Below are 26,025 nucleotides of genomic sequence, written 5' to 3'. Positions count from 1 at the left end.
ACCAAAATTTTCTAAAGGTAAAGAAGGAGACCTACAAGAATTCCAATGACATAGCCTGCCAAAACATCACTAGGATAATGAACGCCACCTAGCACACGCAAGATAGCCAGAATTGCTGCCAAAAAAAGCATAGTCCCACCTAGCCAGGGGTTAATCATCAGTGCCAACATAGCAATGACAGTCGCTGAGAAAACATGCCGACTGGGAAAAGATTTGCCAAGACTGTCCTTCTTAATAAGGGGCTGAATATCCCAAGTCTGATAAGGGCGTGGGCGATTATAGAGCCTACGACCAAGAGAAAGGAGGAAGAAGCCTCCTCCCATAATAAGCACTGTCGTAAAAAGAACAAACCAGCCATTCCTCAGCCAAACCAAACTAAGAAATGTAGGAAAAAGTAGGTAAAAAGTCCTAGTTATAACCTTATTAAGCCTCTCTAAAATACTAGTATAAGGACGCAATGGACCGCTAATCCTATCGTAAAATCGTTTATAATTCATCATCATCCGTTAGAAAAAGGGAGTGACACAGAACTAAATTTAAAAAATCTAGCTTCTAGTCTCTCCCTCATGTTTAATGAGATAGTCTTCCGAGGTTGAAATCTCTATCTCGACCTCTTTTTGTCTATCTTAAAGTTCAGCAATTTGGTAAAGTTCAAGCTCGGCTGCTGTTTCAGAACCAAACATGTTAATCATGATTTTAACCTTGTTATTGTCAATTTCCACAACACGGCCTTCTTGACCCATAAAGGCACCATCAATGATTTGAACCACATCACCAACCTTGATATTAGTATCAAAGACATCAACAGTTTGACCCATTGAAATCAAGATTTGACGAATTTCTTCTTCCAAGAGTGGAGTAGGTTTAGAACGGTTACCGTGAGAACCAACGAAACCAGTAACGTTTGGAGTGTTACGAACAACGAACCATGCTTCGTCTGTCATTACCATCTCAACAAGAACGTATCCTGGGAAGCGGTTTTCTTCCACTTCTTTAACCTTACCATTTTTCTCAACATTGACAGTTTGAGTAGGGATTTCAACGCGCAAGATATTTTCAAGCATGTTGTAAGTCTGAGCACGTTGCAAAAGGTTTTCTTTAACTTTGTTTTCGTATCCTGAATACGTTTGAAGGACGAACCAGCCCTTATCGAATGAATCTAACATTTTAGGATTCCTTTCTTTTTTACTAAAATGGCACTTAGACTCAGAGGAATCTGGATGAGATAGCCATCTGAGTGGTAAATGCACGTGGAGTATCTGTTTTCATTCAAAGCCTAATAAAAAAGCCTCGTGGCCTTTTTTTTCGCTTTTATCTGCACTTATTATAACAAAAAAGAGCAGGCATTCCTACTCTTTTTGTGTTTTCTTTAGAAAAAGTTAATCAGTGCTGACATAGCGCGACTCAACAATACATCAAACGCATAGATGATGACTGTGAAGAACGCAGTATACTCAAGAACTGAAATAAAATCGTGCCAGCGTTGTTTGCGATCTGGCCAAGTCGTGTCTTTCAAGACTTTGAAAATACTTCCAGTTTGTCTCACGGTGTCTCCTATCTTGTTTCTTTATGCAAGGTATATTTTTTACAATTTTTACAAAACTTGTTCACTTCTAGTCGTGTTGGTTTGGGAGTGCTACTAACACTAATCGAGTAGTTTCGGTTCCCACAATCTGCACACGCTAAGCTTGCTTTTTTTTGTGCCATAACGCCTCCGTTCTTTTTATCTTACCACTTTTAAACTTAATTGACAAGCTATCTGAATAGACCTGAGAAGGAGTCTGAGATCTTATCCCATAGGCTACTTGCCTGGTCTTTGACATCATTCACAACGTCAGAAGCCTTGTCTGTCCATGACTTATTATTGCTATTACGTGAATCGTTTGGATTTGCTGTATAATCTAAGGTTTGACCATCAGCCGCATAAGCATTTTCAACAGTAAACTCAGTTCCTGGTGTATTTGGCAAAACATCTGCAGCGATATAGCTGAAAATAGTTGAAGCTGTTCCTGAGCTAGCCCCTGTCAAGTAGTGACTCTCATCGGTCTTGTCAAAACCAATCCAAGTTGTCATCACCACATCAGGCGTATAACCAATCACCCACTGGTCACTGGTCAAATCTTTGTTAAATTCTGCCTGAACAGTACCTGTCTTACCTGCCATAGTATAACCTGTATAATTGGCATTAACAGCAGAACCATTTGAATAGGTTCCAAGCATCATGCTGGTCATTTGATTGGCAACTGACTGGCTGATAACACGTTTAGACTTCTTACTATGAGTAGCGATGATATCTCCACTGGCATTTTCAATTTTAGTAATGAAATAAGCAGTGTTCATCTCACCACCGTTGGCAAAGGTCGCGTAAGCCTGAGCCATTTGAAGAGGACTAGCTGTCACACCACCACCAAGGGCAACTCCCAATTCTTCTGGGACATTGTCAAAGTTAAGACCAAATTTCTGACCATAACTAATTCCTTTTTGAATACCGATTTGATTAAAGAGGTAAACTGCTGGGATATTGTACGAATTAGCCAAGGCTTGATACATGGGCACATCCTCTGTCTCAACACCACCGTAGTTGGTTGGCGTATAGCCGTTGTAGTCAATCGGTTTATTTGGAAGGTCCTTGTTAATACTCCATCCCGAAGCAAGAGCCGGGGCATAGACTACCAAAGGTTTGATGGTCGAACCAGGACTACGCTTCCCTTGGGTGGCATAGTTGAAGTTACGGAAGGTTGTATCACTGGTACCACCTACACGACCGACTAAACCACGGACTGCTCCAGTTGACGGATCGAGGGCCACACTGGCTGACTGAGCTGTACTACCATCACTTTCTGATGTTGGGAAGAGATAGGTATTTTCATAGGTCTGTTGCATATTAGCCTGTGAATTGGGATCCATCTCTGTATAGATTTTATAGCCGTTCTTAACAATCTCATCCTCACTCAAGCCGTAGGTCTTAGTGGCTTCTTCGATGACGGCATCAAAGTAAGAAGGATACTTGTAGTCATCACCAGTTCCTTGATAGGTATCATCCAAACGACTCGCCATATCTACTCCAGCAGCACTGTCAGCGTCAGCCTGGCTCAACTTCTTGTCATCAACCATGTTGGCAAGGACTGTGTTTCGACGGTTGGTCGCATTTTTGATATTGTCAATGGGATTGTAAATTTCAGGTCCCTTAAGCATACCAGCAAGGGTAGCCGCCTCATCAACGGTTAGATTAGCAGCACTCGTACCAAAGTATTTTTGGCTGGCATCTTCAACACCCCAAACCCCATTGCCGAAATAAGCATTATTAAGGTACATGGTGAGGATTTCTTTTTTGCTATACTTCTTGGTTAATTCCAAAGAAAGGAAGAATTCCTTGGCCTTACGTGTCACTGTCTGCTCTTGAGTCAAAAAGGCATTCTTAGCCAATTGTTGCGTAATGGTTGAACCACCACCAAAGTGTCCCATAGACACAATCGCCAAGAGGAAACGTTGAACATTGACACCACTATTTTTGTAGAAAGTCCGGTCTTCTGTTGCGATAACAGCATTTTCCAAGCTATCACTAATGGCATCAAGCTCCACATAGGTTCCTTTTTGTCCTGACAAAGAACCGGCTTGATTGCCATCTTTATCATAGATAACCGTAGTTGCCTTCAGGGCATCTTGAAGATCTGAGACATTGGTTGTCTTAGCAATGTAAAAGAGGTAGGAACCTATAGTCAGAACCAGTATAGCCACTAAAATAAAGAGAATCTTGCCAATATGATAGCGACGCCAGAAACGACGAATAGGATTTCTTGGTGAAAGGGTGAATTTGCTCAAGAAAGCCTGAACCTTACCCAGGGGCTTGCTTGTATCAATAGGTTTCTTTTGCTTAGAACGTTGATAACGTGAGGTTTCTTGATTTTCTCGAGACATATCTAGGTCTTCAACAGCCTGTTCAACCTCATCAGGCTTCTTGGCGAAAAGACCCTTAATCTTGTCTTGAAAATCCTTGGATTTTCCTACAGATTGATCATTCTTAACCCTTTTGCCATTTTCTTCTTTAAAAAGTTTGTTTTTTAGATTATCAAAAAATGTCATAACTTTATTATACCAAGTTTTAAGGGATTCTGTCCTCTTTGAAGCGTTCATGATATAATGAAACCATGACTTTACACGTAGATATTATCAATCCCTATCCCGCAACAACGGTCAAAGACCTGCTTGAGTCAAAACTCCTTATTCCTCGTAAAATTCGTCATTTCCTACGCACTAAAAAACACGTGCTCATCAACGGAGAGACCATTAATTGGCAAAGTCCAGTTGAAAAAGGCGATAAAATTAGCCTGACCTTTGACACAGAGGACTATCCTGATAAAACTATTCTCATGGGGAAAGCCAGTCTTGTAGAGCCTCTCTATGAGGATCAGCATCTCATCGTTGTCAATAAACCCGAGGGGATGAAGACGCATGGTAATAAGCCTACAGAGATAGCCCTGCTTAACCATGTCTCAGCCTACTGTGATCAAACCTGTTATGTTGTTCATCGACTAGACATGGAGACCAGTGGGGCTGTTCTTTTTGCTAAAAATCCTTTTATTCTACCAATCCTCAACCGACTCCTGGAAGATAAGCTCATCCAACGTCAATATTGGGCTTTGGCAGAAGGAAGGTTTCAGACTAGGGAAACCGTTTATAAAGACAAGATTGGTCGTGACCGCCACGATCGCAGAAAACGTGTGGTGGACCCTCGAAAAGGACAGCGTGCTTATACGACGGTCACGCGCCTCAAGACATTCAATGGTGCTAGTCTGGTCAACTGTCAGTTGAAGACTGGCCGTACCCACCAAATTCGTGTTCATCTAGCCCATCATGGGCATGCTATCTTGGGAGATCCACTATATAGCCACCGACATGCATCCCGTCTCATGCTCCACGCCCACTCTCTTAGTTTCACCCATCCCTTAACACTCGAAAAAATCACTGTGCAGGCTAGATCAGAAAGTTTTGAACAAGGGTTGAGAAATCACAAACCATAGAAGCAAGCTCATTCTCAGACATGGTGCGAAAAGATTATTCTTATTTATAGGACAGTGGAAGCTTGCAAATAAGTTGCTTTTATTGACTTCGAAAGCCTTGACCACCTTGAATCTCCCTAGACATTATGTTAAGCTTTACATATCATATAAATTAGAGGAGTATTTCATTATGAATCCAGCAGATCAATGGTTAGCTATCAATGCCAAGTATTTCCCAACAGAACAAGTTCAATATATTCGCCAACGTATTGAGGCTCTTCCAGAGGCACAAGTCCAATTGCTCTATACACTTAGTTTCCAAGACCCAACCATGATGTTGGTTATCTCACTTTTCGGTGGATCTCTTGGAATTGACCGCTTTATCTTAGGACACGTGGGATTAGGTGTTGGTAAACTATTGACAGTCGGTGGCTGTGGTATCTGGACAATCGTTGACTGGTTCCTTATCATGGATGCTACTCGTCAAGCAAATGCTCAAAAACTTTATTCTCTTATCGGCTAATGAAAATTTATTTCACACGCTTGTGGGCTTACCACCAGCGTTTTTTAGACTGTACCTCTTACTTTTAGTTGCTATCTACGGAATTTATCTTCTACACCTTCCAACACCACTCAGCCTTATCCTTAAACCTTTTGGCATAAAAAGTTGGAGTGCCGGATTAACACGGGCTAGTGTTAGGCTTTTTCACCTAGATTGGCAGGGGGCTTGGGACTATAATCCCCTAATCTATCCTCTGGTAATATATATCTTTGCCTATGTCTTTCTTTTTCCTATTTTCAGCGATAAGAACGTTAATACAAAAGTGCCAGGCAAATAAAGTAACCATTCCTATATGACTCCCATTGCACATCATTAACACTATTGCTATAATTGTAATTATCAAATTTTATAATCAACTCAAACGGAGGTTAAAAACATGAATCAAAAAGATTGGATTGATTTTTTCCAGGCAGTTAACGGACGCAATCCAAGTATCCAAGAGATGGCTGACGCAGCCAAGAGAGGCGAATTTGTCCGAGAAAGCTCTAAAAGACAGGAACAACCTGTTGAGGTAAAAAAAGCTGAGGAAACGGTAGAAATCAAGGAACCTTTGGCACCTGTCGAACCAGCCAAAACTGAAAAAACAGTAGAAACGACACCCCCTAAAGAAGCCGCAGAAAGTATTGAACCTGTCGTTGAGAGCTATGATGTCGCTGAAGAACCCTTAGTTGATTCTAGTATTGAAAAAAGACAAACTTTCCAAACTCCTAACCTAGGTCAAGAAGCTCCAACAGCTAACTTTCAAGCGCAAGTAAATCCAATACAGGGCACTACTAATAAGTCTTTAAATTCCTTTGCAGAGCAAGCTAATGCAAGCTTCCAACAAACAAATAGCACCCTTAACCAGCCTTGGAAGAAGCCAGAAAAGAAATCCCAAACAAACCTCATCATGATAGCCATCGCTACCATCCCTGTTATCCTTTGGGCTCTTGGAATGTTCATACTTGGAGTTGTTGGAGACGAGTCTAGTATGGGCTTGGGTTTGGCATTTTGGACTTTGATTGTGGGTCTACCAGCAATCATTATTGACATCCTACCAGCACTTCTAAACAAAACAGATAAGAAATGGCTAATCTTTGTTTTCTCAATACTATTAAGCTGGACTTTCCTTGGATGGATCATCTTACTCATTGTTTCTATCAACATGAATAAGGAAGCAGAACGTCTTAAACAGCAACAAATGATGATGCAGATAACGGGAGAACTCGGAAACACTGCTACCTATAATTCCTTCCAAACACAAGCAAGGACGGCTCAACAATTCCAAGATGCTTCGTTTGGCCCTAACTCAAATCCAAATAATAATAACTAAATTTCATTAGTTGACACAAAAAACCTAGAAAAGTGAAAACTCTTCTAGGTTTTTATTGTTTACTTCTTAAAATCTTAGTAACCCATCATACCTGGATCCATAGCTGGCGCTGCTGGAGCCTCTGGTTCAGGCTTATTAGCAACGACTGCTTCTGTTGTCAAGATAAGACTAGCTACAGAAGCGGCATTTTGAAGGGCAGAACGTGTTACCTTAACTGGGTCAATGATGCCTGCTTCAACCATATCTACCCACTCACCGTTGGCAGCGTTAAAGCCTGTACCAACTGGGCTATTCTTCAATTTATCAATGATAACTGAACCTTCATAACCAGCATTGAAAGCAATTTGACGAACTGGTTCTTCCAAGGCACGAAGAACAATGTTACGTCCTGTAGCGTCGTCACCTTCAAGGTCAAGTTCAGCTACCTTAGCAATAACATTGACTAGAGCTGTACCACCACCAGCTACGATACCTTCTTCAACAGCGGCACGAGTGGCATTAAGGGCATCTTCGATACGAAGCTTCATTTCTTTGAGGGCTGTTTCAGTGGCTGCACCAACTTTAACGACAGCAACCCCACCTGACAATTTAGCCAAACGTTCTTGAAGTTTTTCACGGTCAAATTCAGAAGTTGTTGTTTCCAATTGAGATTTGATAAGGTTGACACGGTTGGCAATAGCTTCTTGGCTTCCTGCCCCTTCAACGATAACTGTGCTATCCTTTTCAACAGTTACTTTTGATGCTTGACCAAGCGCTGCCATAGTCGCATCCTTAAGCTCAAGGCCAAGGTCTTCTGTGATGACAGTTGCTCCTGTCAAAACGGCAATGTCTTCCAACATCGCTTTACGACGGTCACCAAAGCCAGGAGCCTTAACAGCTACGACATTGAAAGTTCCACGAATCTTGTTAAGAACAAGGGTTGGAAGAGCTTCACCATCCACATCATCAGCAATAATCAAAAGTGGACGGCTTGTCTTAAGCACTTCTTCCAAGAGTGGAAGAACATCTTGGATATTTGAAATTTTCTTGTCAGTCACAAGGATAAATGGATTATCAAGGTCAGCTACCATTTTTTCATTGTCAGTCACCATGTATTGAGAAAGATAACCACGGTCAAATTGCATACCTTCGACCACTTCCAGTTCTGTCTCCATACCACGAGACTCTTCAATAGTGATAACTCCGTCATTACCAACACGTTCCATAGCTTCTGAAATGTATTCACCAACTTTTTCAGAGCGAGATGAAACCGCTGCGACTTGAGCAATAGCTTCCTTATTGGCAACTGGTTGGGCAATGGCTTTAAGCTCTTCCACAGCTGTAGCCACAGCTGCTTCAATCCCACGACGGATACCAATTGGATTAGCACCAGCCGTTACGTTTTTGAGCCCTTCACGGACAATAGCTTGTGTCAAAACGGTTGCTGTGGTTGTTCCGTCACCGGCAATATCATTCGTTTTTGAAGCCACTTCGCTAACGAGTTTGGCCCCCATATTTTCAAAGTGATCTTCAAGTTCAATTTCTTTAGCGATTGTCACACCATCATTAGTGATAAGAGGTGATCCAAAAGCCTTTTCCAAAACAACATTACGACCCTTAGGGCCAAGCGTTACCTTAACTGTATCAGCTAAAGCATCAACACCACGCACCATTGCTGCGCGTGCATCTGATGAAAATTTAATATCTTTTGCCATAGTTACTCCTTCTTTATCTTAGTTTATATTCTGATTAGCAAATGCCTAGGCTAGGACTGCTAAAATATCTGCTTCACGAATAATAGAAACGGAATTATCACCGTCTTTAACAGTAACACCTGCACCATTTTCGACAAGGACTTTTTCGCCTGCTGCAACACTAGGTGCAATCAATTCACCAGTAAGCGTACGAACGCCTTCACCTACTGCCAAAACCTCTGCAATCTTTGTAGCTTCATGACTAGCTCCTGCCAATACAAAGCCACTAGCTGTTTTTTCTTCTGTTTCTTCAAAACGGACGACGATGCGGTCGCCCAATGGTTTCAATGCCATACCAATTACCTCCAAATATTATTTCGTATAAGTAACGTTTTAAACGTTGTTTTTAGCACTCGTACACGATGAGTGCTAATCTATATATTCATTTTAGCACTTGGTCAAAAATAGTCAAGAAAAACTACCCAAAACATAAACTTTGGATAGTTTCTTTTCTAATCTCTTAACCAAGTACCAAGGCATCGTCATTGAGGACCTGTCCACTATTTTTATGGAAGAGATCCATAAGTTCTGCCACAGTGAGGTTTTTCTTTTCTTCACCACGCACATCTACGACGATCTTACCATGATAGAGCATAACTAGACGATTTCCATATTCAATGGCGTGTTCCATATTATGGGTAATCATGAGAGTCGTTAACTCTTGTTCTTCGACAATCTTACGAGTTAGGTGCATGACCATATCACTTGTCTTAGGATCTAGCGCCGCAGTATGTTCATCTAAGAGCAAAATCTTTGGACGGACTAGGGTTGCCATAGCAAGTGTTAAAGCCTGGCGTTGACCACCTGACAAGAAATTGGCATCGGTCTTCATACGATTCTCAAGACCAAGACCAAGGTCTACCAAGGCTTCCTTGAAAAGTTGGCGTTCACTTTCGGTGATTGACTTTTTAAAGAAGCTACGTTTCTTACCACGACGGTAGGCAATCGCCATATTTTCTTCGATAGAAAGGTTGGTCGCTGTCCCCATTCGAGGGTCTTGGAAGACACGGCTAATATCCTTAGAACGCACATCTACTGATGCTTTCTTAATAGACTGCCCTTCTAATAAGATATCTCCCTCATCAATGCTGAGGACACCAGCGATGGAATTCATCAAGGTTGATTTACCAGCACCATTTCCTCCGATAACAGAGATAAAATCTCCTTGTTCGATGTCAAGATCCAAACCACGTAGGACGTGATTTTCATTGACTGTCCCTTTTTCAAATGTTTTATGAATCTTTTGTAAACTAAGCAAAGCCATTACTTGTCACCTCCTGGAGTCAATGATTTATTGGGCTTGATTTTCAATTTTCCTCGCACTTCAGGTACATAAAGAATGATAGAAAGCAAGATAGCTGAGGCCAATTTCAACATCTGTGCGTCAACGTTCATAGCAAGGATGATAACCAAAACCAAACGATAGAGAACAGCACCTAGGACAATTGACCAGAGACGTTTGCCAAGTGGTAAGTACTTAACAATAACTTCAGCCAGGATGATAGCAGCCAAGCCGTTTACGATTGTACCAGTACCCATGTTCATATCTGCATAGCCATTATTTTGGGCTAAGAGGGCACCTGAGAGGGCAATCAATCCATTAGAAATCATGTAGCCAAGAATTTTCATACGGTCTACCTTGATACCATTGGCTTCACCCATAGCAAGGTTATCACCGGTCGCACGAAGAGCTAGACCAACCTGCGTATTGAGAAGAACAACCAACATGAGCACGACTAGGCTAACAAAGATAAGCCCGAGTAGAATGACACCATTTAGCTTAGACAAGCCAAGCCCCATAACCATGGTCACCAGCGTGTTATGTCCTGCAAGAGAGACATTGGCGCTACCAAGAACCAAAAGGTTAACTGAATAGAGACCGGTCAAGGTGATGATCCCCGTTAAGAGAGCCGGTATTTTCATTTTGGTATGCATAAAGCCAGAAACAGCTCCTGCAAACATACCAGCTACAAAACCACCAATAGTCGCAAAGATTGGGTTAATCCCACGGATAATCATGATAGTTGTTGTCGCAGCACCAAGTGGGAAAGCCCCTTCAGCTGTCAAATCAGCAAGGTCCAAGATACGGAAGGTAATGAACACCCCAATGGCCATAATGGCCCAGAGAAGACCTTGAGAAATAGCTGTCAACACCACATTCGATAAACCATTTTTAGATGATTTCTTCACTTGAAGCTTGATGACACCCTTGTCTTTTTTAGCGATAGGTTTGTCATCTTTCATTGTAGAATTAGATTCCTCATCACTAATACTAGACATATCAATACCGAGTTCCTTGGCCATGTCATGGTTAATCACAACATTCAAGGTCTTAGGATATTCGGCATCTACATCCTTGATTTTCTCACCTCGGATGACACGACCTGCCAACTTACCGGTTTGGCGACCAAGTGCTTCATAGTTCGTTCCGTAGGTAAAGAGAACACCTTTTTCAACACTTCCAGCATCACCACCGACAACTGGTATCTTCGTCTCCTTCGAAAGGTCGACCAAGGTATTGATTGCACTAACGATGGTGTTGTCCGTCGGGATGAAGATAACTTCTGTCTGACTCATCAAGCTCTTAGCTGTGTCTTGGATATCATTGGTTGATGAAATCCCTTTAACAACTGTCTCAATACCAGCTTTCTTGAAGTATTTCTTGGCTTCTTCAACCTGGACCTCTGAATTACGCTCACTGGTCGTGTACATAATCCCAACTTTTTTAGTATTCGGAAGGACCTTTTTCAATAATTCAACTTGTTTATTGATAGGTGACATATCACTCGTTCCGGTGACATTGCTACCAACATTGTCCATAGACTTAACCAACTTAGCTGAGACTGGATCCGTAACAGCTGTAAAGAGAATGGGTTTAGCCTTTGTCAAACTACTCAAAGACTGGGCCGCAGGGGTTGCGATAGCCAACATGAGATCGTTATCTTCAATAAGCGATTGAGAAATCGTCTGTAAGTTAGACTGATCTCCTTGCGCATTTTGATAATCAATCTTGATGTTCTTACCATCGACATAGCCTTCCTTTTTGAGTTCTTCAATGAACCCCTTACGTGCTGCTGACAAGGACGGGTGCTCCACATATTGGAGAACACCAACGTGAACCATTTTTTGTTAGAAACATTGGAACATGCAACCAAGAGGACAGCTGTGAGAACAGCCATCATACTGACCAAGAATTTCTTCATCTTGTATACCTCTATTTTTTATTCTATCTATTTTCGATTCCTTTTTCTGAAGCGGTCAGACTACAAACATGCGTCTTCGTCGTTTCATTGTTTACTTCAAGGAAGCACTTTCCCAAGTCATCCATCAAGTAAACACTGGCACGCTTTACATCTCAGCGACAAGTAACCAAGATATAGAAAATGCGTGTGGTAAAAAGAGATATCAAAAATAGACCACGGCATGGAAAAACCAGCTAGGACAGGCCCAACTGGTTTTCTGCATCTTGACTAGCATAAGCTAGCTTATGTCACCGGTTAGACCTATTCATCTAATCGGCTAATCCACCACAAAATGCTTTAGCTTCATAGATACAAACTGACTGACGCTTGTATCCTGAAACACAAACGTCCTATCTAAAGAAACTAAAGTAATAAAAAGCTTTAAGATTTCCCAAATGGGTCGCTTTATTAAGCATGTGATGCCTCCGTAGTTAAGATAGTTTTAAGTTTACACTATTTAGACAATTCTGTCAAATTGGAATTTGTCTCCTTCTCCTTTCTTAACCATATTTACACTTAAGACAAAAAATCTCTTCCTGCTCCTGCAAGAAAAGATTTTTTAAAGATTAAGCATTTTGTTCTGTTGTCAAGATAGCGAGTGTTTCAATCAAGTTATCTGCGTTAACTTCAATAGTATCACCAGTTGCCTTAATTTTAACTTCAACAACACCTTCGCTGGCTTTTTTACCAACTGTCACACGGATTGGAAGTCCGATGAGGTCACTATCAGAGAACTTAGAACCGACACGTTCGTTACGATCATCTGTCAAGACATCATAACCTTCAGCCATAAGAGCAGCTTCCAAACGTTCTGTCAAGGCAGTTGCTTCCTCGTCTTTAGTGTTAACCGTAATCAAGTGAACATCATAAGGCGCCAATTCTTTAGGGAAATTAATACCCCAAGCATAACGGTATTGACCTTTTGGAGTCTTGTTAACAAAGAGACGTGCATGTTGCTCGATAACCGCTGATAAGATACGGCTAACACCGATACCGTAACATCCCATGATAATTGGAACTGCACGACCATTTTCGTCAAGAACATTAGCCCCCATACTTTCTGAGTAACGCGTACCAAGTTTGAAGATATGGCCGATTTCAATACCACGCGCAAACTTAAGAACTCCTTGACCGTCTGGAGAAATCTCACCTTCTTTGACTTCTCGAATATCCACGTATTCCGCCTTGAAGTCACGCTCTGGGTTAACTCCTGTCAAGTGGTAGCCATCTTCGTTAGCTCCAGCGACAGCATTAGCCACATCTTGAACCTTACGGTCGGCAATGATACGAATATCGTCAGGAAGGTTGACCGGACCAAGAGAACCAAAGTTAGCACCAAAGACTTGACGAGCCTCGTCTTCTGTAGCTGGTTCAAGGAAGTCCGCTGCAAGGAAGTTCTTCAACTTCACATCATTAACATGATCATTACCCACGAGGAGGGCCACTACAGGCTCATCATCCGCCACAAAGAGTAAGGTCTTGATAGTTTGTTCTTCTGGAACATTCAAGAAAGCAGCAACTTCATCAATTGACTTGCAATTTGGTGTTTCAACACGAGTCACTTCTTCTTGCGTCACAACCTTGGTCGCTGGTGTGTAGGCATTTGTTGCCATCTCAAGGTTAGCGGCATAGCTTGATTCTGTAGAGTAAGCAATCGTATCTTCACCTGATACCAACCATGATGTCAATTCATGCTTGATGTCTTCCATGACATCTTCTGGGATTTCATCTAATGAAGCGATTGACTTGTCAAGAACGACCCAACGATCAAGGTCTGTACGCTCAGGAGTAACCGCCATGAATTCTTGAGAATCCTTACCACCCATGGCACCACCGTCACCGATGATACCCTTAAATTCAAGACCAGCACGTGTGAAGATAGCCTCATAGGCCTTACGGTAGTCTTCATAAGTGACATCCAAATCTTCATAGTTTTGGTGGAAACTATAGCCATCTTTCATGATAAACTCACGTGTACGGAGAAGACCGTTACGTGGACGTTTTTCATCACGATATTTAGATTGGATTTGGTAGAGGTTAAGTGGCAATTGCTTGTATGATTTAACCGCATCACGAACCAAGGCTGTGAACGTTTCTTCATGAGTTGGACCTAAGATAAAGTCAGATTTATCACGGTTTTTCAATTTATACAGGTCTTCACCATAGGTTTCATAACGGCCTGATTCACGCCACAAATCTGCTGTCAAAAGCGCTGGCGCCAACATTTCAACCGCACCGATTTTTTCAAATTCCTCGCGCATGATCGCTTTGAATTTTTCAATAGCACGATTTGCTAATGGCATATAAGCGTAAATACCAGCAGAGACCTGACGCACGTAACCCGCACGTACCATAAGGGCATGACTGATAACTTGAGCATCACTTGGCATTTCACGAAGTGTTGGAATCAACATTTTACTTTGTTTCATCATTTACATACTAAGGAGCTGGCCCTTGGGTCAAGTCCCTTAGACTTCCTTTCATTTCATTTTTTGTTTCTAATTAAAAGAAAGCACGTATAATATCATTCCAAGTGACTGCAATCATGAGGACGACCATGACCGCAACACCTGCAAGTGTGATATAGCTTTCAATTTCTTGATTAAGGGGTTTACGACGAATGGCTTCAATAAGGTTCATGACAATTTTACCACCGTCAAGGGCTGGAATTGGAATAAGATTGAAAATTCCCAAGTTAATAGAGAGCATTCCCATAAGATTGAGAATATCAACCAACCCATTTTCAGAAGCTTGAGCAGACATCTGGAACATGGCAACAGGTCCACCGAGCTTGTTCAAACTAAAGTGGGTAATAAGGCCCTTCAGCGCCACAAGAATGGTTGTTGTCCCTTCCCAAGCCATTTGGAAACCACCAAAAATCTTATCTTTAAGACCTGTCTTTAAGGCAGGAGAGACACCCAAAAGATAGCTACCTTGGCTCTCCTTCGGTTTAATAGAAACTGTTTCTTCCTGACCACTACTTCTCTTAACTGTCACAGAAAGGCTGTCACCTTTGGAGAATTTTTGAGTATTACTTGTCAAAGCTGCTTTTAAACTATCCCAATCCGTAACCTTGTCCTTATTGATAGCCTCAATGGCATCTCCATTTTTCAAGCCTGCCACCTGAGCAGCACCACCATCTGCCACTTGAATACGGTTGGTTGATGTGTCGTGGACACCTCCTTGAACAAAGGCTAAGATAATAAAAACAAGCACTCCAAGAATGAAGTTATTCATAGGACCAGCAAAGTTGGTTATTAAACGTCCCCAAATGCTAGCATTTTGATATTGGACGTCCTTTGGAGCGATACGAAGTTCTGTACCATCTTCCTCAACAATAGTAGCATCATGGTCAACGTCATAAGTCTTGGTTTCATCTAGAACTAGACCAGTAATGGTCAACTTATCTTCTAAATCATAGGCAGTGACATTCATAGGCAAAGCCGTCTGGTCAACCTGACGATTAGAAAGATTAATACGCCTTACCTTACCATCAGTCCCAATCGTTAGACTGGCAGGGCTACCCGTCTTAATCTCAGTTGTATCTTCACCCCAACCAGCCATACGGACATAACCACCCAAGGGGAGGATACGAACAGTATAAACGGTACCATCCTTACCAGTGTGGGCAAAGATTTTCGGTCCCATTCCGATGGCAAATTCACGAACCAGAATGCCCGAGCGTTTGGCAAAGAAGAAATGACCAAATTCATGGAAGACGACAATTACACAGAAAATCAGTAAAAAGTAATAATAGCTTTCATTTAGACACCACCACCCTTAAAAAAGTCCTAGGAAGTGCATAATTGGGAAAACGACAATCCAGCTATCACAACGGTCCAAAATACCACCGTGCCCAGGAATGAGATTTCCTGAGTCTTTAACGCCGAAATGACGTTTAATAGCTGATTCCACCAAATCACCAAATTGACCGAAAATACTAAAGAGAATCGTACAGATAAGCAACCAGAAGAAGTTGTGTGGAGCATAGACTCCATGGTTAATCAAACCAAAAACAAGTGCTACAATGATTGCTGATAAGATACCACCAACACTACCTTCAATGGTTTTGTTTGGTGATACTTTTGGCAATAACTTATTCTGACCAAATTGACGCCCAAAGAGGTAGGCTCCAATATCTGTCGCCCAAACAATGAAAAGCGCAAAAAGAACTTTTTCCCAACTATCCAAACGTGCCGCAATAAGATTTTGGAAACCGAAACCAACATAAAAGGCAGATGCGATCGGATAGGCTGCATCGTCAAAAGAATAGTGGTCGCTATTAAGGACAATCCCTGCTAAAATCAAAAAAGAAATAATAGCAAAGCCTGTCACACTGGCATTTGTCGGAAGACTGACAAAGTAATGGTCAATCGGCACTGCCAAAATAAAGGCTGCCAACATAGACAAAATACCTTCGATAGAGAAAATCTCCAAGTGCTTCATACGAAGCATCTCAGACACTGCAACCATAGCCATAGCCCCAACCAAAAGCTGGAAAGGAAGACCACCGATAAAGAGCAATGGGAGGAAAATGGCTGCTGCCACACCCCCACCAATTAAACGTTCTTGCATGAGAGGTCCTTTCTAGACACCACCGAAGCGACGGTGACGTTTATTGTAGTCAGAGATGGCTTGGCGTAGCCCTTTCTGGTCAAAATCTGGCCAGAAAACATCTGTGAAGTAGAACTCACTGTAGGCAGACTGCCAAGGTAAGAAATTACTTAGACGAAGCTCCCCACTCGTACGAATAATCAAATCCGGATCACGGTAGAGGTACGGCAACTTATCCGTCATCAAATGCTTTGCAATAAGATCTTCATCAATAGCCTCAGAACTAAGTTTACCTGCTTCAACTTCTTTAGCAATGGCTTGAACAGCAGACACAATCTCCGCACGGCCACCATAATTAAGCGCAAAGTTAAGAACCAGACCTGAATTATGTTTAGTCTGCTCAACCGCCTTTTCAAGAGCCTCCAAAGTTTCCTTAGGTAGACGACTATTATCCCCAATCGTCAAAATACGAACATTGTTTTTGTCTAATTCTGGTACATATTTGTTAAAAAATTCAACTGGCAAATTCATGATGAATTTTACTTCATCTTGTGGGCGTGACCAGTTCTCCGTTGAAAAGGCATAAACCGTCAACACCTTGACTCCAAGTTGTGACGCTTCGATGGTTACCTTTTGCAAAGCATCCATCCCAGCCTTATGACCCATCACACGTGGTTGCAGACGCTTTTTAGCCCAACGGCCGTTCCCATCCATAATAATACCAATATGGTTAGGAATCTTGTCTAGAACCTCTTGATGAGATTTTTTCTAAATTTAAACATGGAATATCCTCTAAATATAGTTTACCCTTTATTTTACCATATTTTTAGGGGTTCTGAACAGTTTTTAACACTAGGGAGATTAGAAAACGTAAAAAGAGGCTGGAACAAAAGTCGCCAACCTCTGAATTGGAATTATAACTTCACAACTTACTTTTCATCAGAAGACTCAATGGCTGAATCTTCTTCAATGACAGTCTCTTCACTAGTTTCTGTTTTTTCTAAACTTGGTGCAGGCGTAATCACTTTCATGATTGAACGGCTCAAATCGAAGGTCAAGAAAACACCTTCAGCATCCAAAACGATACGATTATTTTCTTTATCAACCTCATCAACGATAGCAATTAAACCACCAATTGTTTCAACTTCAGCACCTTTAGCAAGACCTGAAAAGCGGTCTTCTTGAGCTTTTGCCTGACGACGACGGCTATAAGCGATGTAAGCAATAAATGCAATCACATAAATAGCAAGAATAGGCAACATTTTCATATTTCGTGTTCCTCCAATAATTCACTTGGCTACTACTATATCAGATTAAAGCAGGACAAGCAAGGCAAATCTTTAGACAAATCACATAAAAACACTTTCCATTCTGAGGAAAGTGTTTAATCACATTACAAGTCTGCTACGTTATGATAAACTTTTTGAACATCGTCATCTGCTTCAAGTGCATCAACGAGTCCTTCAAAGACCTCAAGGTCTTCACCTTCGAGAGTAACTTCAGATTGTGGAATCATTTCAAGTTCAGTGACTTGGAATTCCTCTTGACCATTAGCACGGAGAGCTTCCAAAGCTTTGTGAAGGTCTGTTGGTTCTGTGTAAACAGTAATTGTTCCATCTTCTGCTTCTACATCTTCAACGTCTACATCTGCTTCAAGCAACTGCTCAAAGATAGCGTCTGCATCTTCGCCAGCAAATACAATAACACCTTTTTTATCGAACATGTATGATACTGAACCTGAAGCACCCATGTTACCACCGTTTTTACCAAAGGCAGTACGTACATTGGCAGCTGTGCGGTTAACGTTTGAAGTCAAAGTATCTACGATGATCATAGAACCATTAGGCCCAAATCCTTCATAACGCCCCTCAACGAAAGTTTCATCTGTGTTACCTTTGGCTTTATCAATGGCCTTATCAATAACGTGTTTTGGCACTTGTGCTTGTTTAGCACGTTCCAAAACGAATTTCAAAGCTGAGTTTGATTCTGGATCTGGTTCACCTTGTTTAGCAGCTACATAGATTTCAACACCAAACTTAGCGTAAACCTTTGAGTTAGCACCATCTTTAGCAGTTTTCTTAGCAACGATATTAGCCCATTTACGTCCCATGGGATTCACCTCTTCTAAGAGATGTTCTGACATCTCTGATTTGTTTTTTCTTTTTTGAAAATAGCAAAACACGCTAAATTCACAATCCCTTACATTATAGCACTTTGACTGCCGTTAGTAAAATTGAAATAAAGACGAACCACTTAGCTTACAAAACATCTACTCATCACTCTCTCCCAAACGAACAATCTTATCAAAATATAGTTCATTTCCCTTTATAAGATGGTGGGTAACCGTGATAAAAGTGATATCGGGATCACTTAATAATTGGTACTCAATACGAGTAGCATTATCATGGTCAAGATTTGCTGTAGCTTCATCAAAAATCACAACTGAACTTCCTTTTAAGAATGCTCTTATAAGACCTATTCTTTGTTTTTGTCCCTCCGAAAAGCTTCCATCATTTACTTGCTCATCTATACGACTTAGGAAAGATAAAAGATTAACTCTTTCAAGAGCTTCCTTGATGTGCGTATCAGTAATAGCATCATTCCAAAGAGTTAGATTATTCCTCAAGGTGTCATTATAAATATGGGTTTGACTCCCAACATAGGCACATGAAGACACGATTGAATTCTCATCAATCTCTTTTGACTCCAATTTTCCAAACAAGATTTTTCCTTCATAATCTTTAAGATTTCCTAGGAGCAAATTAATCAGGGTTGACTTCCCACTACCTGAGCATCCAGTAATAGCGTATTTACCTCCCTCTTTAAAGGTTTGAGTGAATCCCTTAATAATAGCATTTTCTCCAAAAGAATAACGCACATTCTCAAAATTAATATCCTGAAAATAGGTAGGTCAGACTTTGAGACCGTAGGATAATCTTCGAATTTTCTTAAGATAGGTTCAACAGACTTAATGGTTACTTGTAGCTGATTAATAGTTGATAGAGAGTTAAATATGTTACCTGAAATCTGACCCACAGAAGCAATGGTACCTACAGCAATATTCCCAAAAATAATTAACAAACCGGTTAAGAGTAGTATCAACATCTGAGCGATGACTGAAAACAAGGACATCAGAGTCTCTGTACTAGTGCTCCTTTTTGTATAAATGATTTTCTGGGAAATATAGTCCTCAACAATAGATTTCACTTGTCTAAGAAAAATATGTTTACGACTGGCGTAATAAACATCTGCATATCCATATAACTGGTCACTTATTCCTGAGACAAGTTCCTCATTCGCTTTGGAAAATCTCTCCATTGCTTTCTGCATTTTAGTGGCAAATGGTTTAGGAAGATAAGTCAGGCACAAAGTTAATAAAATGACTAACAGAACAATCCTTACATCATAACTTAATAAGGCGATAATCGAAAATAAGGTAGTAAAAACCGTTGAACAAAGGATATAAATACTTGTAAAGCCGTTCGATTCAATCAATTGAATATCATTATTTAATACTGAGAGATGTTCTCCAATATCAATCTTTCTGAATTCACTAAAAGAATGATGAGTAATTTTACTAAGATAAGATTGCCGAATCACCAAAGACATCTTCTGAATTAATTTTGCCTGATGAACTGTGATAATATAATTCAAAACTAAATAAATAACGTAAAGTCCTACCTCCAGACCTAATAAGGCCAAAAAAGATTGGATTTGCTTTGATACCAGCTGATTAGTCATTAAAGCTAAAGTAACCGAAGCACTCACAAAAATAGCGGCATTCAGCGCTAACAGTAAGATATGAACTAAGTTTTCATACTTGTATTTAAGAATATGGGTTCTCATAGACTTCCTCACAATCTACATCACCTTAGTATATAGCTAGTTGGATAAATCGAAGACATTGGAATACCTTGTATCCATTGAAATTTAAAAACCATAGTGATGTTGTACTATGGTCTTAGTTTATCCTATTTTTTGCTCATTCTATAAAATTGTCATATAGTGGAATTCAGCAACTCTTGATACTCCGCATCCTTCATAAGCAATAACTTTTCTGCACCTAAATTTCTAAGTGTTTCTAAACACCCCTCAATTAGATTTCTTCCTTCAGCAACTTCACCCGACTTTATCAAGTAGAACCCCATTACAAATATCAACTCATGTCTTTCATATAATAAAACCTCAGGAATTCCAATATCATTGACTAAATCTAAATAGTATTTCGCAGAATCTAATTCATCACGTCGTAAAAATTCATAAGCTGCATTAATGAGAAGACTAAGTCGAATTCTTTGATTTGAGTCGCTATTTCCAAAAAGGCTAGTTCTATACACGATCTCCTTGGTCAAAACATTAAGTGTCTGGGTGGAAATAAATGACATACTATTTCCGAATATGATTAACTCTCTTTTTCCCCATTGTTCAATGCTAAAAAGATAGTCTGTTAACTCCCTTATCTTATTTTCATCAACTTCTTTATTGGAAACACTTGCCGAAAAAGATTCTAGCATAATACTGTTATAGAGAAATGATTTGTCTTGTGTGAGCTCAAATTTATGACGCTCTTCTCCAGCGTACCTCTGTAACAATAAAATATCGTTTTGATAATACGCCTTACTAGCACTTTCTAATAACTTTTCAGTATGAGTTGGATTATCTTGAGATAAAATACCATAGAACTCTTCAATACTGACATCCAATTTATCTAACAAAAGAAAAAATCTAGATAATGAGATATCAGATTCTCCACGTTCAAATTTTGATAGGAAAGATACTGATAAATAATCACTAGCAAGTTCTTTCAATGTTAAATTCTTTGATAAACGAATTTTTTCAATAAAGCACCCATTTCCACAGGTCCAATCATGATCCATCCTCCTATGCTTGAACTAATTATAACAACAATCATTTCTAAATTAAAGAGCCACAAAGCCCAACTAGCCTGTCCAAAACGTTTAAAATAAAAATTCGTAAATTAACCTACAAGAAACAATCAATGGAAAGTTTTAGCTTACAAATGGATAAAAAAAGACCAGCCAAAGCTGATCTTATCTGAGAATTACAAGCGAGCGTTAAGTTCTGCTCCAAGTTCTTCAAATCCTGGTTTACCAAGAAGGGCGAACATGTTTTCTTGTATGCTTCTACACCTGGTTGGTCGAATGGGTTGATAGCATTCAAATAACCTGAAAGGGCGATAGCAATTTCAAAGAAGTAGATGATGTAACCCAATGTAAAGGCATCTTGTTCAGGAAGAGTGATGAACATGTTTGGCACATCACCATCTGTATGAGCAAGAAGAACACCATCTGTTGCTTTTTTGTTAACAAAGTCAACATCTTTACCTTGGAGGTAACCAAGTCCATCAAGATCTTCTTCCAATTCAGGGATAATCACGTTCTTACGTGGTTTTTCCACACGAACAACTGTCTCAAAGAGGTTACGTGTACCTTCTTGGATAAATTGTCCAAGAGAGTGCAAGTCTGTTGAGAAGTTTGCTGATGTTGGGTAGATACCTCTTTGGTCTTTACCTTCAGATTCACCAGCCAATTGTTTCCACCATTCTGAGAAGTATTGAAGTGATGGTTCGTAGTTTGCCAAGATTTCAGTTGTGTAACCTTTACGGTAAAGGATATTACGAAGTGCAGCGTATTGGTAAGCTTCATTTTCAGAGATTTTAGATGAAGAGTACTCTTTACGTGCAGCGTTAGCACCTTCCATAAGGGCTTTGATATCAGCACCTGAAGCTGCGATTGGCAAGAGACCTACAGCTGTCAATACTGAGAAACGTCCACCGATGTCATCCGGAACAACGAAAGTTTCCCAACCGTTAGCATCTGCTTCAACTTTAACTGCACCTTTTTGGCGGTCAGTTGTTGCGTAGATACGTTTGTTTGCTTCTTCTTGACCGTATTTCTTAACAAGGAGTTCCTTGAAAACACGGAAAGCGATAGCTGGTTCAGTTGTTGTACCTGATTTAGAGATAACGTTAACTGAGAAGTCTTTATCTTCAACATACTCAAGCAAGTCTGCAAGATATGTTGATGAAATTGAGTTACCAGCGTAAACGATTTGTGGTGCTTTGCGTTCTTCTTTTGTTTGAAGGTTAGCAAAGTGATGGTTCAAGAAGTCAATGGCTGCTTTGGCACCAAGGTAAGAACCACCGATACCGATAACAACCAAAACATCGCTTTCTTCTTTGATTTTTTCAGCAGCCTTCAAAATACGATCAAATTCTTCACGATCGTAGTTTTCTGGAAGGTCACGCCATCCAAGGAAGTCTGCCCCTGGGCCAGTTCCTTTGCGAATCATTTCGTCTGCTACTGTTACTTGTGCTTGAAGGTTGTCCACTTCGTGTGGTGCTACAAATTTATCCAAAACTTTTGAATAATCAAATGTAATATGAGCCATTAGTCTCTCCTTATAAAAATTCAATTATAGCTTCTAGTTTACTCTTTTATTTGTCTTTTGACAATGTTTTTACCCTTATTAGGTCATAATAGGATACCGTTTCTACTTAAATGTTAATTCTGCTTCAAGACCGTAGTGGTCACTTACCAAAGGTTGGTTATTGCCATCAAAAATCACACTAAGGCGCTCCACTGTCCAATCTTGGCTAGCAAAAACATAATCGATACGTAAAGGCTCTTCATTGCCCTTCCAGCCATCGATACCCGGTCCAACTGTATAGCTACCAGTTGTTTCTTTAGCTACTTCAAAACTATCTTGAAGATTGAGCGAGCTAGCCAAAATGGCTTGATGCCCTTCGCGACCTGCTGGGTTGTTAAAGTCACCTGCTAGGATGAGCGGTTTCCCAATAGCTTTGAAACGTTCCTCAATACGTGCCCACTCTTCTTGGAAACCTTTGTCCCACCATGAAAGGTGAACACTAGCAACAGCAACTTCTCGGCCATCTACAGTAGTTTCAGCAACTGCTACACGGCGTGTATGGTAGTCAGTTGGATCATCAACATCTGAAACCAAGATTTCACTCGCTGTCAATGGTTGACGTGACAAGACGGCAACCCCCTCATTAAGGTGATCATAACCAATGTGATTATAGGCCCAAGTCCAATGGTATTGAAGCCCTTCTTCAGCTAACTTTTCCACAAGAAGACGGACAAAGTGATCTTGGTGGATTGGTGTTGCTGATGAAAGTGCATGATAGTAAGCATCCGTGTCCACAACAGAAGTCTCTATTTCTTGGTTTACTTCCTGGAAGCAAATAATATCATACTTAGCCTTTAGGATCTGTTTCTTTAAGGTTTGGAATTTTCCTTCTGCATCTTCTTCCATCCAACTGTGCGTATTTAAAGTTAGAAATTTCATAAGTTTATCCCTCTTCTGACTTGCATCTAGAAATGACATAGGGTCATTTACAAACAAAACAGCCCAAGGGCTGTCTGCTTGTTTATCGTTTAGCAAATTAAAGTTCTACTTTTGCAACTGGAGCGTTAGCAGCCAATTTACCTGTATGTTCTACTTTAACTGATTTGATTGCATCTGCATTTGTAAAGACAACAACTGTAGATGTTGCACGACCTGCTTCACGGATAGCATCAAGGTTTGCTTCAACCAAGAGGTCACCTGCAGCAACTGTTTGACCTTCAGTAACTTTAACGTCGAATGGTTTACCTTCAAGACTGACAGTGTCAAGTCCGATGTGAACCAAAACTTCAAGACCATTGTCAGTTACCAAACCAAGAGCGTGTTTAGTTGGGAAGATACTTGTCACTTTACCAGCTACTGGTGAAACGATTTTACCGTTTTCTGGTTCTACAGCGAAACCGTCACCCATCATTTTTTGTGAGAATACTGGGTCTTTAACATCTTCAATATTGATAACTTGACCATCAGCGACTGAATGCACTTCATCAGTAACACCTTTGAAGTTAGCTTCTGCTTTTTGAACAGCAGTCATTTGACTTGGAAGTGTTTCAGGAATAACTTCACCTGAATCAAGTACATCTTGGATATCAGATTTCAATACGTCAGCTTTAGGACCGTAGATAGCTTGGACACCTTGACCTTTCATAACAAGACCCATAGCGCCTTCAGCTTTCCATTGAGCTTCAGTTCCGACTTTTTCAGCGTCTTTGACAGTAACACGGAGACGTGTCATACATGCGTCAACGTCCACGATGTTAGCACGTCCACCAAGAAGGTTGATAATGTTGATAACTTGTGAGCTTGCTGAGCTTGTTCCAGCACCTGCTGATCCAGCAGATTCTGCAGGAGCATCATCGTTTTGTTCGTAGTTACCATTACGTCCTGGTGTTGCGTAATCAAATTTCTTAATCATGAAGTTAGCGATGAAGAACATGATAACACCAAAGAGTACAGTTACCCAAATGAAGTTAACGATATCCATCGCCAAACCAGCGTTAATAGCGAGTGGTGTACGTGTCAAGAATTCGATAGAACCGAATGAGTGAACACGGAGGTGAACAATATCAGCCATTGCAAAGGCAGCACCTTGTACAAATGCGTAAATGATGTAAAGTGGAGTAGCCACGAACATGAACATGTACTCGATAGGTTCTGTTACCCCTGTCAAGAATGTTGCAAGCGCAGTTGCAGTCAACATACCTTTGTACTGATGTTTCTTATCATCATCAACGTTACGGTAGATAGCTACCACCATACCCATCAAGATACCAAATGAACCAATCATTTGACCAACTTTGAAACGAGCTGGTGTAACGGATTCAAGAACGTGTTTATATTGCTCTGGGTTTGAACCTTTAAGGTTTGCAAGGTCAGTAACCCAAGCAAGCCAGAGTGGGTCTTGACCCAATACCTTAGTACCTTTTGCAGCACCGGTCAAGACTTCATAAGTACCACCCAATTGAGTGTAGTTAATTGGGATAGTCAACATGTGGTGAAGACCAAATGGCAAGAGAAGACGTTCCAATGTACCGAACAAGAACGGTGCCAAGATTGGAGCAGTTTCTTTTGAGCTGGCAATCCACATACCAAAACCATTGATTCCTGATTGAATAACTGGCCATACGATAGCAAGAACGATAGCTGCAATAGCTGAACGAAGAATAACTACGAATGGTACGAAACGTTTACCATTGAAGAATGACAAAGCTTCTGGCAATTTACGGAAGTTATAGTATTTATTGAAGGCAGTAGCTCCGATGAAACCAGAGATGATACCTACGAATACACCCATGTTAAGGGCTGGAGCTTCCATAACACTGATGAAGTAGTCAGACACCTTAATTGATTGACCAAAAACGGTGTGAACTGTTGCAGCCTTATCAGCAAGAATATCTGAAGTAACACCAAAGATTGAACCAGTCAAACGGTTAATCAAGATAAAGGCAAGACCTGCCGCAAAGGCACCGCCTGCACGTTCCTTAGCCCAGCTACCACCAATGGCAAGGGCGAACAAGATGTGAAGGTTACCAATAACCCCCCAACCAATCTGCTCAAGAAATCCACCAGTAATAACGAGTGGTGCCATGTTTGGATTAATCATGGCAATCGTTTTACCGATAGAAATCATGAGACCTGCTGCTGGCATAACCGCGATAACAACCATGAGGGCTTTACCGAATTTTTGCCAGAACTCAAAGCCAAATTTTTCTTTTAGCTTATTCATTTCATTTCC

Annotated in this window: 21 protein-coding genes and 4 pseudogenes; 4 read left to right on the top strand and 21 right to left on the bottom strand. The window is 40.7% G+C overall.

The features are described 5' to 3' along the window. Positions 1 to 11 precede the first annotated feature (11 nt). From HSISS2_RS01145 to pbp2a, 5 genes are all read right to left on the bottom strand, one after another. The gene (locus HSISS2_RS01145; RefSeq protein WP_042766879.1) at positions 12 to 500 is read right to left on the bottom strand and encodes a phosphatase PAP2 family protein; all 489 of its coding nucleotides are present in this window, start codon (positions 498 to 500) and stop codon (positions 12 to 14) included. A 126-nt stretch (positions 501 to 626) separates the two neighbouring features. Then, positions 627 to 1,166, bottom strand: a complete 540-nt coding sequence (gene nusG, locus HSISS2_RS01140) for a transcription termination/antitermination protein NusG (RefSeq protein ID WP_008535769.1) — start codon at positions 1,164 to 1,166, stop codon at positions 627 to 629. Between the two features lie 203 nt (positions 1,167 to 1,369). Beyond that, complete coding sequence (secE, locus tag HSISS2_RS01135) at positions 1,370 to 1,546, bottom strand: preprotein translocase subunit SecE (RefSeq protein ID WP_008535768.1); 177 nt, start codon at positions 1,544 to 1,546, stop codon at positions 1,370 to 1,372. 8 nt (positions 1,547 to 1,554) lie between these two features. Then, positions 1,555 to 1,707: a 50S ribosomal protein L33 gene (gene rpmG, locus HSISS2_RS10590; RefSeq protein ID WP_002946904.1), complete on the bottom strand. Its 153-nt coding sequence runs from the start codon at positions 1,705 to 1,707 to the stop codon at positions 1,555 to 1,557. A gap of 48 nt (positions 1,708 to 1,755) precedes the next feature. Continuing rightward, positions 1,756 to 4,083, bottom strand: a complete 2,328-nt coding sequence (gene pbp2a / locus HSISS2_RS01130; RefSeq protein ID WP_021144954.1) for a penicillin-binding protein PBP2A — start codon at positions 4,081 to 4,083, stop codon at positions 1,756 to 1,758. A gap of 65 nt (positions 4,084 to 4,148) precedes the next feature. On the opposite strand from pbp2a, the gene HSISS2_RS01125 reads away from it, so the two are divergent. The 4 genes and pseudogenes from HSISS2_RS01125 to HSISS2_RS01110 all read left to right on the top strand — a co-directional run bounded on the left by HSISS2_RS01125 (position 4,149) and on the right by HSISS2_RS01110 (position 6,874). Then, a complete protein-coding gene (locus HSISS2_RS01125) occupies positions 4,149 to 5,021 on the top strand; it encodes an RluA family pseudouridine synthase (RefSeq protein ID WP_021144953.1) in 873 nt (290 codons plus the stop codon). 169 nt (positions 5,022 to 5,190) lie between these two features. Then, positions 5,191 to 5,523: a TM2 domain-containing protein gene (locus HSISS2_RS01120; protein WP_021144952.1), complete on the top strand. Its 333-nt coding sequence runs from the start codon at positions 5,191 to 5,193 to the stop codon at positions 5,521 to 5,523. Beyond that, positions 5,523 to 5,839, top strand: a pseudogene (locus tag HSISS2_RS01115) (DUF2752 domain-containing protein). Before HSISS2_RS01120 ends, HSISS2_RS01115 begins: the two are co-directional and overlap by 1 nt. Before the next feature lie 99 nt (positions 5,840 to 5,938). Further along, positions 5,939 to 6,874 carry a superinfection immunity protein gene (locus tag HSISS2_RS01110; protein WP_021144951.1) on the top strand — a complete coding sequence of 312 codons (936 nt, stop codon included), beginning with the start codon at positions 5,939 to 5,941 and terminating at the stop codon, positions 6,872 to 6,874. A 74-nt stretch (positions 6,875 to 6,948) separates the two neighbouring features. Here HSISS2_RS01110 and groL read toward each other — a convergent pair whose 3' ends face one another. The 16 genes and pseudogenes from groL to HSISS2_RS01035 all read right to left on the bottom strand — a co-directional run bounded on the left by groL (position 6,949) and on the right by HSISS2_RS01035 (position 26,016). Beyond that, complete coding sequence (gene groL, locus HSISS2_RS01105; RefSeq protein WP_004183788.1) at positions 6,949 to 8,568, bottom strand: chaperonin GroEL; 1,620 nt, start codon at positions 8,566 to 8,568, stop codon at positions 6,949 to 6,951. Positions 8,569 to 8,613: 45 nt separating this feature from the next. Next, positions 8,614 to 8,901 (bottom strand): co-chaperone GroES, encoded by a 288-nt coding sequence (gene groES, locus HSISS2_RS01100; protein ID WP_021144950.1) that lies wholly within the window; start codon positions 8,899 to 8,901, stop codon positions 8,614 to 8,616. A gap of 166 nt (positions 8,902 to 9,067) precedes the next feature. Beyond that, positions 9,068 to 9,871, bottom strand: coding sequence for an ABC transporter ATP-binding protein (locus tag HSISS2_RS01095; RefSeq protein WP_021144949.1), 804 nt, complete (start codon positions 9,869 to 9,871; stop codon positions 9,068 to 9,070). Next, a pseudogene (locus HSISS2_RS01090) lies at positions 9,871 to 11,810 on the bottom strand (ABC transporter substrate binding protein). Before HSISS2_RS01090 ends, HSISS2_RS01095 begins: the two are co-directional and overlap by 1 nt. Before the next feature lie 605 nt (positions 11,811 to 12,415). Next, the gene (locus HSISS2_RS01085; protein WP_134954270.1) at positions 12,416 to 14,278 is read right to left on the bottom strand and encodes a proline--tRNA ligase; all 1,863 of its coding nucleotides are present in this window, start codon (positions 14,276 to 14,278) and stop codon (positions 12,416 to 12,418) included. Between the two features lie 73 nt (positions 14,279 to 14,351). Beyond that, on the bottom strand, positions 14,352 to 15,590 hold the full coding sequence (locus tag HSISS2_RS01080) for a M50 family metallopeptidase (RefSeq protein WP_042766877.1): 1,239 nt from the start codon (positions 15,588 to 15,590) through the stop codon (positions 14,352 to 14,354). Positions 15,591 to 15,629: 39 nt separating this feature from the next. Then, a complete protein-coding gene (locus HSISS2_RS01075; RefSeq protein ID WP_021144944.1) occupies positions 15,630 to 16,424 on the bottom strand; it encodes a phosphatidate cytidylyltransferase in 795 nt (264 codons plus the stop codon). Positions 16,425 to 16,436: 12 nt separating this feature from the next. Then, positions 16,437 to 17,141, bottom strand: a complete 705-nt coding sequence (locus HSISS2_RS01070) for an isoprenyl transferase (protein ID WP_051176034.1) — start codon at positions 17,139 to 17,141, stop codon at positions 16,437 to 16,439. Positions 17,142 to 17,332: 191 nt separating this feature from the next. Then, the gene (locus tag HSISS2_RS01065; RefSeq protein WP_021144942.1) at positions 17,333 to 17,671 is read right to left on the bottom strand and encodes a preprotein translocase subunit YajC; all 339 of its coding nucleotides are present in this window, start codon (positions 17,669 to 17,671) and stop codon (positions 17,333 to 17,335) included. A 125-nt stretch (positions 17,672 to 17,796) separates the two neighbouring features. Then, positions 17,797 to 18,513, bottom strand: a complete 717-nt coding sequence (locus HSISS2_RS01060; RefSeq protein WP_021144941.1) for a YebC/PmpR family DNA-binding transcriptional regulator — start codon at positions 18,511 to 18,513, stop codon at positions 17,797 to 17,799. A 159-nt stretch (positions 18,514 to 18,672) separates the two neighbouring features. Then, entirely contained in the window at positions 18,673 to 19,281 is a 609-nt protein-coding gene (locus tag HSISS2_RS11565; protein WP_240472032.1) for an ATP-binding cassette domain-containing protein, read from the bottom strand. Next, the gene (locus HSISS2_RS01055; RefSeq protein WP_021144939.1) at positions 19,170 to 20,249 is read right to left on the bottom strand and encodes an ABC transporter transmembrane domain-containing protein; all 1,080 of its coding nucleotides are present in this window, start codon (positions 20,247 to 20,249) and stop codon (positions 19,170 to 19,172) included. The genes HSISS2_RS11565 and HSISS2_RS01055 overlap by 112 nt, the downstream gene beginning before the upstream one ends. A gap of 152 nt (positions 20,250 to 20,401) precedes the next feature. Then, positions 20,402 to 21,273, bottom strand: a pseudogene (locus HSISS2_RS01050) (helix-turn-helix domain-containing protein). A gap of 192 nt (positions 21,274 to 21,465) precedes the next feature. Continuing rightward, a pseudogene (locus HSISS2_RS01045) lies at positions 21,466 to 22,814 on the bottom strand (glucose-6-phosphate isomerase). 102 nt (positions 22,815 to 22,916) lie between these two features. After that, positions 22,917 to 23,732, bottom strand: a complete 816-nt coding sequence (locus tag HSISS2_RS01040; RefSeq protein WP_042767167.1) for an endonuclease/exonuclease/phosphatase family protein — start codon at positions 23,730 to 23,732, stop codon at positions 22,917 to 22,919. A gap of 97 nt (positions 23,733 to 23,829) precedes the next feature. Next, the gene (locus HSISS2_RS01035) at positions 23,830 to 26,016 is read right to left on the bottom strand and encodes a PTS transporter subunit IIBC (protein WP_021144935.1); all 2,187 of its coding nucleotides are present in this window, start codon (positions 26,014 to 26,016) and stop codon (positions 23,830 to 23,832) included. Between the last annotated feature and the right edge of the window lie 9 nt (positions 26,017 to 26,025).

The sequence above is a fragment of the Streptococcus sp. HSISS2 genome, assembly GCF_000448665.1.
Classification (GTDB): domain Bacteria; phylum Bacillota; class Bacilli; order Lactobacillales; family Streptococcaceae; genus Streptococcus; species Streptococcus raffinosi.
Note: the sequence above shows the minus strand (reverse complement) of the source record. Positions and strands in the feature narration are given on the sequence as shown.

What these genes read in the sequence shown, in the direction of transcription:
- HSISS2_RS01145 (WP_042766879.1), bottom strand. Translation starts at nt 500, where the DNA reads ATGATGAATTATAAACGATTTTACGATAGGATTAGCGGTCCATTGCGT.
- HSISS2_RS01035 (WP_021144935.1), bottom strand. Translation starts at nt 26,016, where the DNA reads ATGAATAAGCTAAAAGAAAAATTTGGCTTTGAGTTCTGGCAAAAATTC.
- HSISS2_RS01125 (WP_021144953.1), top strand. Translation starts at nt 4,149, where the DNA reads ATGACTTTACACGTAGATATTATCAATCCCTATCCCGCAACAACGGTC.
- HSISS2_RS01040 (WP_042767167.1), bottom strand. Translation starts at nt 23,732, where the DNA reads ATGAAATTTCTAACTTTAAATACGCACAGTTGGATGGAAGAAGATGCA.
- HSISS2_RS01085 (WP_134954270.1), bottom strand. Translation starts at nt 14,278, where the DNA reads ATGAAACAAAGTAAAATGTTGATTCCAACACTTCGTGAAATGCCAAGT.
- rpmG (WP_002946904.1), bottom strand. Translation starts at nt 1,707, where the DNA reads ATGGCACAAAAAAAAGCAAGCTTAGCGTGTGCAGATTGTGGGAACCGA.
- pbp2a (WP_021144954.1), bottom strand. Translation starts at nt 4,083, where the DNA reads ATGACATTTTTTGATAATCTAAAAAACAAACTTTTTAAAGAAGAAAAT.
- HSISS2_RS01065 (WP_021144942.1), bottom strand. Translation starts at nt 17,671, where the DNA reads ATGAAAATGTTGCCTATTCTTGCTATTTATGTGATTGCATTTATTGCT.
- HSISS2_RS01055 (WP_021144939.1), bottom strand. Translation starts at nt 20,249, where the DNA reads ATGAGAACCCATATTCTTAAATACAAGTATGAAAACTTAGTTCATATC.
- HSISS2_RS01120 (WP_021144952.1), top strand. Translation starts at nt 5,191, where the DNA reads ATGAATCCAGCAGATCAATGGTTAGCTATCAATGCCAAGTATTTCCCA.
- HSISS2_RS01060 (WP_021144941.1), bottom strand. Translation starts at nt 18,513, where the DNA reads ATGGGACGTAAATGGGCTAATATCGTTGCTAAGAAAACTGCTAAAGAT.
- HSISS2_RS01110 (WP_021144951.1), top strand. Translation starts at nt 5,939, where the DNA reads ATGAATCAAAAAGATTGGATTGATTTTTTCCAGGCAGTTAACGGACGC.
- groL (WP_004183788.1), bottom strand. Translation starts at nt 8,568, where the DNA reads ATGGCAAAAGATATTAAATTTTCATCAGATGCACGCGCAGCAATGGTG.
- nusG (WP_008535769.1), bottom strand. Translation starts at nt 1,166, where the DNA reads ATGTTAGATTCATTCGATAAGGGCTGGTTCGTCCTTCAAACGTATTCA.
- HSISS2_RS01095 (WP_021144949.1), bottom strand. Translation starts at nt 9,871, where the DNA reads ATGGCTTTGCTTAGTTTACAAAAGATTCATAAAACATTTGAAAAAGGG.
- groES (WP_021144950.1), bottom strand. Translation starts at nt 8,901, where the DNA reads ATGGCATTGAAACCATTGGGCGACCGCATCGTCGTCCGTTTTGAAGAA.
- HSISS2_RS01075 (WP_021144944.1), bottom strand. Translation starts at nt 16,424, where the DNA reads ATGCAAGAACGTTTAATTGGTGGGGGTGTGGCAGCAGCCATTTTCCTC.